Source organism: Streptomyces sp. NPDC002785, assembly GCF_040295565.1.
GTDB lineage: Bacteria > Actinomycetota > Actinomycetes > Streptomycetales > Streptomycetaceae > Streptomyces.
Map to the genome: position 1 here is coordinate 20,848 of NZ_JBEOVN010000059.1, position 15,215 is coordinate 36,062.

Sequence of the window (15,215 nt, forward strand, 5' to 3'; positions counted from 1 at the left end):
GCGGCTGATGCTGCTCTCTGGCGCACCGGTCAGCCGTCGGTGCGCGCGATTGCGGATGGTGCTGCCCACGGGCTGCAGGATCTTGCCCTGGAGCGACGAAACGCGCCCTTTGGCCCGTCCCATGGTGCGCCGGGAATCTGACGTGAACTGTGAGGAATCGAGTGACGGGCGCTGGCGCGTTCTGTAATTATTTGATGCTGAACGTGAATGGAGAAGACGTGAGTGGGATGCGGGGCTGCGGGTGAAACGTCGTGATGGCCCCGACGGCGTGCATCTCTTCGACCGTCGCACCGGCTTGAACGTGCTCCTCGATGAGGTCGACGTGCCCAGGGTGCAGTGGGCCCGCGCTCCGCGTCAGGTGTCGATCGCCCTGACCAATGCCTGTGACCTGGCCTGCCCGTTCTGCTACGCGCCCAAAACCGCCGCCGTGCTGGATGCTGCCCGGCTGTGCGCATGGATCGACGAACTGGACGCGGCGGGCTGCCTGGGTGTCGGGTTCGGCGGCGGAGAACCCACCCTCTACCGCCGCCTTCCCCAGGTGTGCCGCCACGCTGCTGAAGGCGGCGGCCTCGCGGTGACGATGACCACGCATGCCCACCGCTTCACACCCCAGCTGATCGATGCTCTGGCCGGAGCGGTCAACTTCGTCCGCGTCAGCGTCGACGGCGTCGGCCCCACCTACGAGAAGCTGCACGGCCGCCCCTTCTCCGACCTCGTGCAGCGGCTTGCCTGGATCGGGCAGACGTTCAGGTTCGGGCTCAACTGCGTTGTCAACGCCGATACGTTGCCGGATCTCGACGCCGTCGCTGACCTGGCCGCCTCGACCGGGGCAGCGGAACTCCTGCTGCTGCCCGAGCGTCCGGCGCGCGGCCGCCAGGGCAGCAGCCCGCAGATCATCGCTGCCCTGCACCGGTGGGCCACCGCGTACCGGGGGCCGGTACTGCTGACCCTCGCGGAGGGCGACACCGGTCCGCTGCCCCTCGCTCAGCCGCTGCCCCGCGAAACCGGGCTGTACGCCTACGCCCACCTCGATGCCACCGGAACACTGCGGCGCACCTCCTACCACTCGGCCGGTGAACCGGTCGACGACCGCGGCGTCCTCGCCGCGCTCGACCGCCTGCAACAGAAAGATGTCGCATGAAGGTCTGGTCCGGGTACGGCACCGAGCACTCCATGAACCTCGTCGTGATCGGCCGGTTCAAGGACGCCACCAGCGCCGAACGAACCCACGCCCTCATCAAAGAACTCACGACGGCCCTGCAAACGGAGGAAGAAGCCGGCCGCCTGACCGTAGGCGAGCCGAACGACCGCTACAGCGACGAGGTTCTGAAGCTGCTCAGCGACCTCAACATCCACAGCATCGGGCCGCGCGAACTCGAGCAGTTCCTGTACGACCTCACCATGCGCCGCGACGGCGACTCCATCGTGGTGAGGACCGATGAGACCGACGTCCTAGCGTTGCTGAAGGTCCTCATCGACAAGGGCGCCCGCATCGAGGTGTATTCCGCACACGACTACCCCGACACCGGCCACGGCCGGGGCGAGTGAAGGCGAACGATCCGATGACCCCGCTGGACTGGGACAAGTTCACGGCGCTACCCGGCAGCCCCCGGGACAACTTCGAGCTGTTGTGCCGGGGTGCCGTCACTCACGCATATGGCCGCTTCGGCCGCTTCATCGCCCTGGCCCAGCAGCCCGGGGTCGAGTTCCACCTCGCCATCGATCAGCCTGGCTGTCCGCTCGGTGAGCCCGGTCGCTGCTTCGGGTGGCAGACCAAGTGGTGGGACATCCAGGCGGGCCGCGCCATTGGTAAGACCCGCCGAGGCGACGTTGAGGACTCCCTCAGGAAGACCGAGAAGCACTTTCCGGAGATCACCGACTTCGTGCTCTGGACCCGGCACCCGCTCACCGCCGGCGACCAGACATGGTTCTACGGCCTGCCCACCCCGATGAAGCTGCACCTAGCCACGGAGGTCGAGCTCGGTCATCTGCTCATCGGCGATGCCGTTCTGCTGCGCGAGTCCTACTTCGGATCCCTCGTCCTGACCCCGGAGCGTCTCGCCGAACAGCATGCGCGGGCCGCCGCCGAAGCCGGCGAACGCTGGGTCCCCGAGGTGCATCAGGCCTCGGCCGCCGAGCACCGGCTTCGGCGGATGCTCGCCGAGCCCGACGCGTGGGACGACCTGGGCGACGCCGACCGCAGCATCGCCCGCTTCGAGGCAGCACTCGATGATGTGGCCACCACTTTGCCGGGCCCACTGGCGGAGGAGACCGGCGTGATCGTCGCCACGGGACGTGGCGTCGCCGAACTCCTGCAGGAGGTACATCAGCAGATTTGCAACAGCCAGCCATCCCCGTTGCTGGGCGCCACAGACCGCACCGTGCCCCAGGCACCCGCCGCACAGCCCGCCGTGCTCCGACGACTGCGCGTCCTGCGGCACCCAGCCGCCCTACCGCTGACCAACCTGATCGCCCACATCCGCGACGCCGTAGCCCTTGCCCACCACGTCACCGATCACCTATCGACCCGGCTCGCGGTGGTCACAGGCGACGCCGGATTCGGCAAGACACAACTGTCCGCGACACTCACCGAGCCGACAACGGCACGCCCCGCCGGTGTCCTTCTCTACGGCCGGCGACTGAGCGCCCGCCAGACCCTCGACGATCTCGCCAGCCAGATCACGGCAGCGGGAAAGCCCCTGGCCTCCTTCGAGGAACTCCTCGCCTCAGTCGACGCAGCCGCACAGCGAGCAGGATGCCGTCTGCCCATCGTCATCGACGGCCTGAACGAGGCCGAAACCCCCACGCTGTGGCCGCCGTTGCTGCGCAGCCTGCGGGTAACCCTCAAAAAGTACCCATCCGTACTTGTGGTGTGCACAGTCCGCGAGGCATTTCTCGACGACACGATCCCCGCCGACGTGAATGACATCCTCGAGCTCGATGGATTCAACGACGACCTCAACGAGGCCATCGCCCGCTACTTCACCCACTACAAAATCGAACCGGGCGGCGCCGGCCTGCCGCGTGAACTCCTCAGCCACCCGCTGACACTGAAGATCTACTGCACCGTAGCCAACCGCGACCGCAGGCAAACCGTCAGCGCGGCAGGCCTGCCCAGCTCCCTGACCGGAATCTTCGGTGAGTACCTCACCTCCGCCGCGCGCCGAGTCTACGAACTCATCCCGTCCATCCACCCCAACGACGTCAACCAGGCAATCCACGCCCTAGGAAACGCCCTGTGGGAGGACCAGGCACGCGACCTTCCCGACACACAGACGAGGCAGCTGTGCCAGGACGCCCACCGCCGCTGGCAAGAGAGCCTTCTCGCAGCCCTCGAACACGAGGGCGTCCTCCTGCGCCACCCCGACGGCGCGGGCGGAACCACCTGGTCGTTCGTCTACGACCTGATGGCCGGGCACGTTATCGCCACCAGCCTCGTGCACACTTACGGCAGGGGTATCGCCCAGCGGCTGGGCGAGGACGCCACAACGGCACGCTTCAACGGCAAACCAGACGAGCGGCACCCGCTCGCCACCGACATTTTCCAGGCCCTTGCAGGCGTCATGCCCCGCGCCAGCACCCTCCAACTGTGGCAGGCCGTCGCCGAACCTCTCCGCCTGCCCGCTCTCCTGCATGCCGCCCGACTCGAAGCAGCCCACCTCGACTCTGCCACGGTGGATGCGCTCGCCACCCACTGCGACGATCTGCGCGGACGAAACGACATCCTCTGGCGGCTCTTCAGCACCCGCGCAGCCCCGGGGCACCCCCTTAACGCCCATTTCCTCGACCGCATTCTGCGTGACCGGCCAGTCGCCGACCGAGACCTGCGCTGGAGCGAGTGGCAGCGCACCAACAGCCGCCGATTCCTCACCGATGCGACAGCCCTGGCCACGTACTGGCGTGAACATCCGCATCGCACCGAGGCCGACCGGCTGCGGGCCCGGTGGCTGATGTGGACGCTGACGAGCACCGACCGGGACCTTCGCGACGCGGCCACGGCCGCTCTGTACTGGTATGGCCGGCACGACGCAAGCGGACTATTCACCCTGGCCCTGGAAGCGATCACCGTCAACGATGCCTACGTCGTGGAACGCATGGTCGCTGCATGCTACGGCGTCGTGACCGCCCACCCGCTGCACACCCCAGACGTGGAAGCCGCTCTGTCGGCCTACCTGGCAGGACTGCTGAATGCCTTCACAGGACCCGAGGCGACCCATCCCACCTTCCACGCGCTGACCCGGTACTACGTTTCCTCGACGTTCGACTTTGCCCACCGCCGCTGGCCGACTGTGGTCCCTGCCGCAGCCGAACAGCCCTTGACCTTTACCGCAGCACCGGCGATCACTTCGTTGCCCGAGGGCGATCCGCGCTGGGAGGACATCAGCCGGACGATGGGCATGGACTTCGGTAACTACACGCTCGGGCGGTTGTTCCCAGACCGCCGGAACTACGACGACACCCATTCCGGGCACCAGGAAGCCACTGCCGTCGTCCTCGGCGTTGTCTACGCGCTGGGCTGGCGCCCCGACCTGTTCGACGAGGTGGAGGGCCGCATCACCTCAGCAGCATCCCGGCAACGTCACAACTCCACTGGCCGGGTCGAACGGTATGGCAAGAAGTACGGCTGGATCGGCTTCCACATCATGGCGGGCATGCTGGCCGACCGCGGTCAGCCACCTGAGGACCTCGAAGTAGACATCGACCCGACCTTTCCGCAGCCCCCGCAGCTTGTCCCGGTACCGCTCAACACGTGGGCGCCACGGACACCGGCCGACGATCTCGAATGGCTGCGCCACGGAATCGTCAAGGTACCGGACGACTTCCTTGCACCAGCCCGGCTCGACGAGGACGAAGGCCCGTGGCTCCTCGTGCACGCAGAGATAGACACCGAGGACGTGACCACCGGACGCGACACATTCGGCCTCTTCAACACCGTCCTCGTCGACCAGGAGAACCTGACCGAACTTCTGGAGGCATTCGATGCCATGGCCCACCCGGGCCGGGACGCGATCGACCTGCCTGCCGAGTACTACGTCTTCGCCGGCGAGATCCCCTGGCATACCCGATTCGCTGCACCCGAGCCGGGACTGACCGTCCAGGACCTGTACAGCGACACGCTGCGCTACGACAGACCGGAACTCCGCTTCGAGCGGCTGGCCCACCACTTCACCTGGGAATCCCATCACAGCAGCCAGAACCAGGCGACTGCCTATGTCCCCAGCCGACTGTTCTCACAAGCCTTCGACCTGCGTGCCCTTCCGGCGGGCTTCGACCAATCCGAACCCTCCGGCACCCGCGCCGCACGGTCTTTCGCAGCCCCTCCCGGCTTCTCGGGCGGCCTGCTGTATCTACGCGCCGACCTTCTTCGGCAGTATGCGGCCGGCCGTGCGATCGTCACCTTCTGCTGGGGAGAGCGGCAGATCAAAACCGTCTGGCCCGAGAGACCGTCCGGTGCCTTGCAGGAGCTCTACCAGGCCCATCAGAACATTTGGCGCCAGACGAAGCGGCACTGAAGCACCATCCTTGGCGCGCGTGGACATCCAGGACAGGCTGGCCCGTCTCTGCGCAACCGTGCGCAATGGGCAGTGCCCCGGAATACGGGCATACCGCCAAGGAGAACCGGCCCACACAGGAGAAACTCCACTGCGTTGGCTGCGGCCACCAGGCGCACGCTGACGAAGTCGGAGCCACCAACGTTCTACGGGCCAGGCTGGTCCGTCGCGATGCCAACCAGGCATAGAGAGAAGCCCCCTCGTCTACGAGGGGGAGGAGCCACAGTGCTATTTGCCGCGAAGCTCGTCGATCCGACGCTGCTCCCACCAGTCCAGGATCATGTCGAGGCGCCTGACAGATGGTTCAATACTGCTCAGGGCTCGGTCCAGGTTGATGAATGGAACCATCAGACCGGTGAGCGACGACGTCTTGGACCTCAACCCCTCAGCCTGTTTCCCCCAGGACGGCACGCGCTTGGCAACGTCACTCAGACCGGTCAGCATGCGGGCCATGTCGTCATCTGGAAGGGAAGCGTCCGCTACCCCGGAGTTGTCGACGCCCAAGAGTCCCTGCGCGGTTGATACGGCCGCGGAGACGACCTGTACACGCTTTACTGCGTGGTCGTGGAACCGACGGGCCATCGCTTTGACATCTACGTCCACTCCCTCGACGAGCCGGCCCCGAAGCTGCTGGGGCGTCACGATGGGAGACGGGTCCGAAGACGCCATCGTCCACGCGATCGGTTTATGCCGACCGAGAAGTTCGTCTGCCAAAACCCTATAGGCCAGTACGAGGTCTGAGATCAGGTCCGGCTCGAGCGTATCCCGGTGATACGCCGCGTTGCGGTACTGGTGGAGCCGGTCGAGTACTTCGCGTTCCTGGGCTGTCAGGACGCTCCTCTGCATCAGGAACTTGGTCTTTTCGTGCAGGTGGTCATCCATGGCCTTACGGCGATCCGGTCCCACGTGGTCGTCGACCAGCCGACTGAGCTGCTCCTCGAGCTCCCCGCCGCTGTCACGGAACTCGCGCATCTCCTCAATGACGCTGTCCGCGATCTGCAAGGCCAGTTGGGCGTTGACCTCACGGCCGACGACCACCTCAACCAGGTGGTCAAGGAGGATGAGAGCAAGACGGTCGTGTGCCTGATCGCCTGCCTTGGCGCATCGCTGGATCTCGGTTATCTCGACCGCGAGCCAGTTCCACTGCTCGGCCTGCTGTACGGTGACGCGGTCCCAGTCGGACGCGAAAGGCTGCATAGGGGGCATGGCACCAGTTTCCCAGTGCCCGACCGCCACCGAACCGTAGGCTTCAGTGATAGCTGTTCTGAGCGCACATCACCGACCAGGCCGCAGTGAAAGGCACGGCGAGTCCGCCTCACGTCAGGAGCAGGGTCCAGGCGAAGACGGATGTGCGAAGCCGGGCCGGTGCCCCAGCCTCGCCCGGAGCCGCCCAAGCAGGGCAGGAGACAAGGCGACCGCAGAGCGCCCTTTGCCCGCCGCCCCCGCATGGATGGGCAGCGGCTGCAGTAGACGGTGAAGTCGCCTGCACCGATGTCGCGGACGAACTTCTCCGCGCCGACGGGCTGCTCATCGGACGCTTCGCATGCTTCGCGAGGTCACCAGGCTCGAGAGGCCGACCGATCCTCTGGCAGGCATACGGTCTTTGACTCTCATAGACGGCCTGCCCCGTAGGCGCGGAGCGGCCACTGGATACCACGTCGGTCCGCGTCCCCCGTACAGCCCGACAAACCTGAGCATGTCCAACAGGTTCCGTGCCTGACGGCCATACCTACGCAACGCGCCAACGATCGCCGCAGCGTCTGGCCGGAGATGTGGCATGCGCTGTGGTCGAGTGCCCAGCCCCGCCTCACGGCCAGCAATTTCAGTCGAAGAGGCTCTCCTGTACGGCAGGCGCGTTGCGGGGGCGGGGGAGTGGGCGCCGCATCGCTTCCGCGGGCGCGGGCGCGCCGGCGGAGCCCTCGGTCAACGCGTGCTGGCATGCTGCCCGTAGCTCAGGCAACGTGAGTCGGCATCCCAGAAGATCCAGGAATTCCTCTACGCTCCAGTCGATAAGCGCGCCTTGCCGGGACAGGTACAGCCCTACATCCGTGACAGCGAAGGCGTCGCTGTAGTCGAGCAGGAGATAGCCGGCGAGCTGGTAGATCTCGGCCCGGCTCATCCGCTCCGGCCTGATGGTCGCTTTGCAGTCGATCAGCTGCCCGTCCAGGATGAAATCGGCGTCCGCTCCGCCGACATTGCGACTTCCGTCGAACACCGGGCCGCCGATCCGTGCAGCGGCAGACAGCTTGACCAGGCGGTCAAAGGGGCCCGGCGCGCCGGCCAGCCCCATCTGGCTGCGGACATCGGCCACCACGTAATCGGGCACCGCAGCGGCAATGTCGTCGAGGGAGTCCCCAGGCCGGGTTGAACCGAGATTGTTGCCGCGGACCCATCCCACACAGCGGAAGATGGCTTCGAAACTGGATGCCACGTGGCACAGACGCACGAGACGGTCCTCGGAGGCGTCGTCGAGGGCGAGCGGTTGACCATCAGCGTTCTCATACCGGCACAGTTCCTCCAGCAGCACCTGCCCCGCTGCCTGCACGGTGCCGATGACTTCCAAGCTGGGCCACCCGTCGTCGTCGAGCGCGGCGCGCACCACGCCTTCCCTGATCGGCTGACCGGTGGGCACGCCGAGGCTGATACGGAGACGGTGGTCGATGGAGTGCCCCAGCATCCGGTAGTCCGCGCGCCGGCCCGCTTCAGGTGCAGGCTTGACCGGAGGCGAGTACTGGGCAAGGCGACGACGGTAGTCGGACAGCAAGACATCAGGGGAGGGGAGGTGCTCCGCCAGGAAGCGCGAGATGGCGGAGGCCGGGTCCTTCAGGCAGGAAGTGAGACTCATGCGAGGCATCGTTGCGGTTACGTCTGACAACGGATCAGGAGCGAATCGTTTCCTCTCCTCCTGAAGGGAATGAAACCGGCCAGGCGGAAGGGAGTGATGTGCGCCGCGTGCAGCTCAAGAGACCCGTGGTTCTCCAATGCGTGAGTGAAAGGAGAGCGGCCCCAGGCGCAGTTACAAGCCATTAAATTCTCGGCGCACAGCTGGACCGGATTCGGGCCTCTGGGCCACTACGCAGTTGCGCACCCGCACGATGTGGCACGGCGGAGACGCATATCTTCTGGCAGGTTGATATACAGCCAAAGCGGAGTGCGTTTCCGCCAAATGTGGTGACAGGTGATCAGGTTACCTTCTGGTAGTCGCGCGTGTTGTCAGTGGTGGGCACTACGGTGACGGCCCCTTTGGCCCACCAGCCGGGTTGGCGCTTATCCCTATCGCCACGCGAAACAGCGAATGATCGGCCTGACATCACTTCCTGAACCGTGCAGCAGCCCTCCTGCGCAGCACCACAGAACATCTGCCATCCCCACTCCCACCTTGCCTTTTGAGTCGACCGCGGCAGCAGGTGCGGGCTGTGTGCCGCGCCGCTCTGCCTCAACGCCGTAACCGCGTTGTGTTTTCAGTTTCCCTGAAATGGGTTCTGCAATGGTTCAGTACTGTACAAAACTCAGGGGAGTGACTACGCGCGTTGCGCGGCCGCCCACACAACGTCCGCATAACAGTTAGCGAGCCGAGCGCTGACATATCGTCCTGTCAGCCGGTGTGAATAAACACGCCACCGGCAACGGCCCACGCCACTCCCTCCCTGTGCTTCCCGCCTCCCGGCCCTGGCGTCACACAGCGGTCCGACAACGCACTGTGCCGTGCCAATGCCGTACAGCGAACGAAAAGCAGGAGCATGCGATGGGATTCGGAGAACTGGGCGCCAAGGGACTCGAAGGAGGACGGGCCCTTGCTAAGAGCTTGGACGTGCGAGTCTTCGACGACGTCGCATGGACCCGTAGCGACCAGGAACGCCTGGAGCAAGCGGTGAAGTACCTGTCCTCGAGGAAAGGGGCAGCAGCGGCTCTTCAGGCCCACCACATCACAACGGATCCTGCCGCTCTCACTCAGTGGTTGTCGCCAGGCCACGTGCCGGACCCGGACGTACAACAACGCGTGCAGCATGCCTTCCGGGGCCTACGTCGCCGCAACATTGCCCCGTGGCTGACCCGCTACCTCAACGCCGACGGCGGAACTCGCATCGAGATCCATCCCGTCGACCAGGAGGGCGTCGAAGCCCGCCATCGGCGCCCGCTGCGGGTGAGGAGTAAGAACATCTACCGCTGGGGCCCGATCGTGCAGGCCTGGGCCGGCCAGAACTTCCTCGAACTGGAGCACCGGTGGGAGTGGGAGATCAGCGACCTGGACTCCGACTACCGCAGCTACGCGTACGTGCAGCACATCGGCCTCCTCGGCTGACCTGCTGCCTCTTGGCCCCCACAGCCTTTCCGACAGCCCACATCATCACGAAGGGAGTACTCCGATGCGCCGGGCCCCTATCAGCACCCGCGCGGACGAATCCGCCCTGGCTCCTCCTTCTTCCCGTGAGAAGAGGGCGTTGCTGACCGCCGGGATCCGCTCGCTGGTTGTGCTGCGCGAACGCGGTGAACTGACGAGCACCGACGTGGAGACCGTCGCACGCACAGTCGGCGTCCACAAGCGCACCATCTGGCGGCGCCTGGAGAAGGCGCAGAACACAGGCACCGCCGACCTCGCGCCCCGCAGCCGGTACACCGTCACCGACGAGGTCCGCATCAAACTCGCCTACTACCGCGGCAACATCAAACGTGTCCACCAGGAGATGCTCGATGAGGCGGAAGATCCCGAGCAGGAGCCGAGCCTGTCCACGCTGCACCGGGCGGTGAAACTGGACCTTGCCCCCGGCGACCTGGCAGGCCTGCGATCCGGCATCCCCGCTTCCCGAGCTCTTGACCCCCACCTGAAGCGCCCGCCCACCTGCCGGAACGAAGAATGGGAGGGCGACCACAAACAGGCCCCCGTCCTGGTCTGGGCCGACGGCAGACTGGTCAAGCCCTGGATCACGTGGTTCTGCGACTGCCACACCGGCGTGACCATGGGCTGGGCTGTCACCCCGCACTACCCGCACCGCGGATCGATTCTGGCCGCCCTGCGCTCCTGCATCCTTACCGATGACATCCATGGTCCGGCCGGCGGACTGCCCCGCCGTATCCGTATCGACCGAGGCAAGGACTTCCTTTCCCGAGCTGTCACCCAAGCCATGGGCAGCTTTGGCGTCCACGTCGAAGTCCTGCCGCCCTACACCCCGCACCTCAAAGGAAGCATCGAAAACCTCAACCGTGCGGCGACCAGCATGTTCTTCTCCACCCTGCCCCGATACACCAAGACCCAGAAGCTGGACACGAAGCGGCGCGCAGGGGAGAAGGACCCGGCGCTGACGTTCGAGAATTTCGTCGACCTCTTTGCCCAGTGGGTCCGTACCCGCAACACCGAGCACCGTATGGCGGGACGCGGCAATCTGACGCCACTGGACAGCTGGAACAGCGACACCACCCCCTTGAGAGAACCACCGCTGGAGGATCTGCACGTCTTCCTTATGGAAGGCGAACGCTCCACCCGTGTCATCCACGGGCACGGGATCCGCTGGCAGGGCCGCGACTACGTCGGCGCGTGGATGACCGGTCGCACCGGCACCCAGGTCAACGTGCGCTACCAGCCCCACCATCCCCGTGCCATCGAGGTCTTCCATGCCCAGACGCACCAGCACCTGGGCACCGCTCATCTGGCCGATGAGGCCAGCGAAGAGGAGATCCGTGCCGTCTACCAGGCCCGCGACGACCGCGTCCGCCGCATCCGCCGCGACCTGGCTGAGGCACAGCGCCGTCGCCGACGCCGCTTCCAGCCCGCCACACAGCCGGGCCCAGCCCGTCTCGCCGGAACGATGACGCGCAAACAAGCCACGGCAGAACTGGCCCCGACCCGCACCACACGGCCCAAAGACGACGGCGTCCCCGCCGGATACATGCCCCGCCGCGTGATCCCCGGCGCCCGCTGGGCGATCCCCGCCCCGCCAGCCAGCACACCCAAGGACACCGCATGACGCCACCTCCAGGAGTGAACCGCCGGGTCGGGCCCCAAGGACACATCCGCTGGCAGGGCCGCACCTACACCGGCGCCCTCACCCAAGCCCACGCCGGTACCCGGGTCACCGTCCGCCCCTCCCCGCAGCACGGGCAGATCGAGCTGACCGACCCCGCCACCGGCCAGGACCTCGGCACAGCACACGCCCTGCGCCCCACGCCGCCCGTCCCGGACACCACGCCACAGCCCGAACCAACAACCGCACCTGAACTACCCCTTCACCCCACAACCCAAGGAGCAGAGCCCATGACCACCACCACCGATACCACCGCCGAGACCAGCGACGACCCCGACTTCTACCTCGACCTGCCCGACGCCCGCATCGTGGCCACCGAAGCCCTGCTGGAAGCAGGCGAGAACATCGCCGACACCATCGACGCCCGCGCCATGTCCTGCATCTACGGGGACGCCGGGCTCGGGAAAACCTTCTCCGTCCTCGCAGCACTCAAGGAAGTCGCCCCCGACCTGGTCCTGCTCCTGCAGTTCCGCTCACGCCCCACCCCGCGAGACATCCGCATGGAACTTTTCGAAGCCCTCCACCTGGAAGGCAAACCCCCCGCCCACCCCAGCGAGTTCGACCGGCTCCTCAAGCTCTCCCTGGCCCGCCGCCCCTACGTCCTGGTCTGCGACGAGGCCCAGCAGTTCAGCCGCGAGTGCTTCGAATTCGTCCGCCACCTGTGGGACACAGGCAGGAAGAAGAACCGGCCCGCCGTCCTGTTCGTCGGCGGCGAAGAGTGCTACAAAACCCTCTACAACGAGCCCGCCCTCGCCTCCCGGATCTACATCTGGCAGGAATTCACGCCCATGGAACCGGACGAGGTCCTCAAGAACATCCCCCTGTTCCACCCCGTCTGGGCCTCCGCCCCCGCCGACCTGATCAACTTCGTCGACCTTGAAGCCGGCGGCGGCACCTTCCGCATGTGGTCCAAAATCACCCACCACGTCCTCGAAGGCATGAAGCACCGCGAACTGAGCGAAGTCAACGAAACCATCGCCCGCTGGGCCGTCCGCCGCGCCCGCCCCGCCCGCCCCGTACGGCGCGACGACGACCGATGACCGCACCCTCCTACCGGACCACGCGCACCACCACCATCAGCACCGCCCACGGAAACGTCCGCTCCGCCCGCCACCACCTCGACCTCACCGCCGCACGCACCGTGCACACCCGCCAGGTCGCCGCCGCCACAGCCGCCCTCAAGACCACCGTCGCCCAACAAGGCATGCTGTGCATCGCCGCCCCCGCAGGAGCAGGAAAAACCTTCACCCTCCACACCGTCCTGGACCAACACCCCGCCTGGCACCCCATCCGGCTCCTGCCCCAGCCCCAAGCCCGCCCCGACGACCTGCGCCACAGCCTCCACCACGCCCTCGGCCTGCCCAGCCCCCCGCCCAAAGACCCAGGCACCAGCGACGACCTCATCCGCCACGCCCTGCACCACCCCCCACGGCTCCTGACCATCGACGAAGCCCACCAACTCTCCGCGTCCTGCCTGGAATACGTGCGCTACCTCTACGACGACCCGCACACACGCGTGACCGTCGCCCTGGCCGCCGGCAGCCACCGCCTCCGAGCCCTGCGCACGACCCCCGTACTCGCCTCCCGGGTGAGCTACTGGCATGAACTCGACGTCCTCGACGAAGACGAGATCACCACCGTCATCCCCGCCTTCCACCCCCACTGGAGGCGGGTCGATCCCGCTGTGCTCCGTGACCTCGACCAGACATGGGCCCAAGGCAATTTCCGACGCTGGGCCACCCTCACCCACCGCAGCACCCAGCGCATCACCAGTGACCCGCAGGCACTACTGCACCAACTGACCCCCAGCCCGGACAGAGCATGACTCCGACCCCCACAGCACCACAAACGGCAAGCCCCGCCGGCACGGAGAGAGGTGAGCAGTGGTGCCCGACCTGGCAGTCACACCACCACACCGCACTGCCTCTCGTCACTGTCGTCGTCACCCCACACGACGAACCGCAGTACATGCGCCTCGCATTCGCCGCACACACGCCGCCCCACGGACGCATCACCGTCCACCCCACACCCCTGGCCGGAACCGGCGCATACCTCGCTCACGACCTGATCCGCGCCCTCGGTAAACACCTGCCCGTCCCCGACGACGGACACCCTCTGCCCGCATGGACCAACAACTCCGACCGCAGCTGGCGCATTGCCGCGTCCTGGTTCATCGCACTCGGAATCACCCACATGACCGTCTGCCGGGCCCACCGCCTCAGCAAACCCCAATGGGAGCACCTGCTGGCACTCTGCGCCCTCACAGGCACCCGGCTCACCCTCCTGTGCAACGGCCCTCTCCCGCGCCACACCGCCGCCTTCCTCGACACGATTTCCCACCGTGTACTGGGCACCCTGCGCGCCGCGACCGCCCACTGGTGCCCTCCGAGCGGTCCGCCGGTATCCGACAGCTACCAGTGGTGGCAGCACACGACCGCCTTCCCGCCCCGCGACGCCGAACTCTGGTTCCGCCTGCCCCCGCAGCCGCGCGAGCCCCTCACCATCAAATTCATTCCCGGCGCCAAACCGACCGGCTCCTCCCCACCTCTGCCAGTACCCGGACCACACCAAGACCCCTGCCACCCCCACACCGCCCAGATCGCCGCCCGTATCCACACCCGCGTCGCCCACCCCGTCCACGCGACGTGCGTCGCCCTGCGCGCCCTGACCGGCTACAGCAGCCAGCAGATCAAAAGCCTGCACGAAAGATCAGGAATCGGCCTGCCCGAAATACCCGCATGGGCCCAACTCCTTCTGAACACCGCCCGTCACCTCACCCACCTACGAGGCCACCCAGACGCCCCCAACGTGCTCTCCACCCCGTCCTGGGAACACCCAGAGATCGAGCAGGCCTTGCACGCATGCCGCCTGCTGCCCACACCACCTGCCCGCCACCGCGCCACGCCTGCTATCACTGCTTCCCGCCGCGCCAACCGCAGCATGCTGCAAGCCCGTTGCGGCTCGTAAAGGACATAGTCATGCTCGACGACTTCTACACCACCTCCATCGCCGAAGCGCTCGACTTCGCAGACACTCACCACTGGACACGCCAACCGCCGCGCTCCGACCGCGCCCGCCTGCGCTTCCTTGCATCCCGGCACACCGACCTTGCAGGCCTGGCCAGCCATCTGGGTACCAGGCCTGGCCTCATCCAGGCCATCATTGAGGGGCGGCGGAGCGCACCGGGAGCGTCACTGCACCAGGCCATCGCCAAAGACGTCGTCCGCCTCTGGCAACCGCGAGTACGACGCCGCGCCCACCACCTGATCTCCACCGGCCACGAGGGCATGCTCGTGCACTTCAAAGCCTGGTTCGGTTTCACCGGGGCAGCCGGCTCCTCCGACGACGGTCGAGTACGCCACATCACCGAGCGGCTTCCCACGGCCTATGCCGCCCAGCTGTTCCAAGCCCGATACCGCAACGCCGACGAAGGCGAACTCCGAGAAATCATTGCCGACGCCGTCGGCGAGGCATACTTCAACGTCTCACCCAGAGGCAGGCTCCATAGGGTGGGGCTTACCGACATCGTTTACATCGAGTTCTCCTACTGAGCGGTGTGCATCGTGAAAACTGCAGGTGAGGTGGGCTGGTGTGCGTGCATCTTGCCGTGCTCGCGCTGATCGGCGGCCGGTGTCCACGGTGA

General features: G+C 66.5%; 11 protein-coding genes. 9 read left to right on the top strand and 2 right to left on the bottom strand.

Annotation, left to right across the window (positions count from 1 at the left end; translation table 11 throughout):
• The first annotated feature begins 241 nt into the window (after nt 1-241).
• The 3 genes from ABTZ94_RS16670 to ABTZ94_RS16680 are packed head-to-tail and all read left to right on the top strand — an operon-like array spanning nt 242 to nt 5,513.
• Nucleotides 242-1,141 (top strand): radical SAM protein, encoded by a 900-nt coding sequence (locus ABTZ94_RS16670; protein ID WP_351201716.1) that lies wholly within the window; start codon nt 242-244, stop codon nt 1,139-1,141.
• The gene (locus ABTZ94_RS16675; RefSeq protein ID WP_351201718.1) at nt 1,138-1,548 is read left to right on the top strand and encodes a DUF6375 family protein; all 411 of its coding nucleotides are present in this window, start codon (nt 1,138-1,140) and stop codon (nt 1,546-1,548) included. Before ABTZ94_RS16670 ends, ABTZ94_RS16675 begins: the two co-directional genes overlap by 4 nt.
• A 14-nt stretch (nt 1,549-1,562) precedes the next feature.
• Complete coding sequence (locus tag ABTZ94_RS16680; protein WP_351201720.1) at nt 1,563-5,513, top strand: NACHT domain-containing protein; 3,951 nt, start codon at nt 1,563-1,565, stop codon at nt 5,511-5,513.
• Between the two features lie 267 nt (nt 5,514-5,780).
• Here the strand turns inward: ABTZ94_RS16680 and ABTZ94_RS16685 are convergent, their stop codons facing one another.
• Nucleotides 5,781-6,749, bottom strand: coding sequence for a hypothetical protein (locus ABTZ94_RS16685; RefSeq protein ID WP_351201722.1), 969 nt, complete (start codon nt 6,747-6,749; stop codon nt 5,781-5,783).
• Nucleotides 6,750-7,374: 625 nt separating this feature from the next.
• The gene (locus ABTZ94_RS16690; RefSeq protein ID WP_351201724.1) at nt 7,375-8,397 is read right to left on the bottom strand and encodes a hypothetical protein; all 1,023 of its coding nucleotides are present in this window, start codon (nt 8,395-8,397) and stop codon (nt 7,375-7,377) included.
• 900 nt (nt 8,398-9,297) lie between these two features.
• Here ABTZ94_RS16690 and ABTZ94_RS16695 point away from each other — a divergent pair.
• The 6 genes from ABTZ94_RS16695 to tpg all read left to right on the top strand — a co-directional run bounded on the left by ABTZ94_RS16695 (nt 9,298) and on the right by tpg (nt 15,123).
• Nucleotides 9,298-9,855, top strand: a complete 558-nt coding sequence (locus ABTZ94_RS16695; protein WP_351201726.1) for a hypothetical protein — start codon at nt 9,298-9,300, stop codon at nt 9,853-9,855.
• Between the two features lie 64 nt (nt 9,856-9,919).
• Nucleotides 9,920-11,515 carry a TnsB C-terminal domain-containing protein gene (locus tag ABTZ94_RS16700; RefSeq protein ID WP_351201728.1) on the top strand — a complete coding sequence of 532 codons (1,596 nt, stop codon included), beginning with the start codon at nt 9,920-9,922 and terminating at the stop codon, nt 11,513-11,515.
• Nucleotides 11,512-12,612, top strand: coding sequence for an AAA family ATPase (locus ABTZ94_RS16705; protein ID WP_351201730.1), 1,101 nt, complete (start codon nt 11,512-11,514; stop codon nt 12,610-12,612). The genes ABTZ94_RS16700 and ABTZ94_RS16705 overlap by 4 nt, the downstream gene beginning before the upstream one ends.
• Entirely contained in the window at nt 12,609-13,397 is a 789-nt protein-coding gene (locus tag ABTZ94_RS16710; RefSeq protein ID WP_351201732.1) for an AAA family ATPase, read from the top strand. Before ABTZ94_RS16705 ends, ABTZ94_RS16710 begins: the two co-directional genes overlap by 4 nt.
• Nucleotides 13,394-14,539: a hypothetical protein gene (locus tag ABTZ94_RS16715; protein ID WP_351201733.1), complete on the top strand. Its 1,146-nt coding sequence runs from the start codon at nt 13,394-13,396 to the stop codon at nt 14,537-14,539. The genes ABTZ94_RS16710 and ABTZ94_RS16715 overlap by 4 nt, the downstream gene beginning before the upstream one ends.
• 11 nt (nt 14,540-14,550) lie before the next feature.
• Nucleotides 14,551-15,123: a telomere-protecting terminal protein Tpg gene (tpg, locus tag ABTZ94_RS16720; RefSeq protein WP_351201735.1), complete on the top strand. Its 573-nt coding sequence runs from the start codon at nt 14,551-14,553 to the stop codon at nt 15,121-15,123.
• Nucleotides 15,124-15,215 lie beyond the last annotated feature (92 nt).

What these genes read in the sequence shown, in the direction of transcription:
- ABTZ94_RS16675 (WP_351201718.1), top strand. Translation starts at nt 1,138, where the DNA reads ATGAAGGTCTGGTCCGGGTACGGCACCGAGCACTCCATGAACCTCGTC.
- ABTZ94_RS16680 (WP_351201720.1), top strand. Translation starts at nt 1,563, where the DNA reads ATGACCCCGCTGGACTGGGACAAGTTCACGGCGCTACCCGGCAGCCCC.
- ABTZ94_RS16685 (WP_351201722.1), bottom strand. Translation starts at nt 6,749, where the DNA reads ATGCAGCCTTTCGCGTCCGACTGGGACCGCGTCACCGTACAGCAGGCC.
- ABTZ94_RS16690 (WP_351201724.1), bottom strand. Translation starts at nt 8,397, where the DNA reads ATGAGTCTCACTTCCTGCCTGAAGGACCCGGCCTCCGCCATCTCGCGC.
- ABTZ94_RS16695 (WP_351201726.1), top strand. Translation starts at nt 9,298, where the DNA reads ATGGGATTCGGAGAACTGGGCGCCAAGGGACTCGAAGGAGGACGGGCC.
- ABTZ94_RS16700 (WP_351201728.1), top strand. Translation starts at nt 9,920, where the DNA reads ATGCGCCGGGCCCCTATCAGCACCCGCGCGGACGAATCCGCCCTGGCT.
- ABTZ94_RS16705 (WP_351201730.1), top strand. Translation starts at nt 11,512, where the DNA reads ATGACGCCACCTCCAGGAGTGAACCGCCGGGTCGGGCCCCAAGGACAC.
- ABTZ94_RS16710 (WP_351201732.1), top strand. Translation starts at nt 12,609, where the DNA reads ATGACCGCACCCTCCTACCGGACCACGCGCACCACCACCATCAGCACC.
- ABTZ94_RS16715 (WP_351201733.1), top strand. Translation starts at nt 13,394, where the DNA reads ATGACTCCGACCCCCACAGCACCACAAACGGCAAGCCCCGCCGGCACG.
- tpg (WP_351201735.1), top strand. Translation starts at nt 14,551, where the DNA reads ATGCTCGACGACTTCTACACCACCTCCATCGCCGAAGCGCTCGACTTC.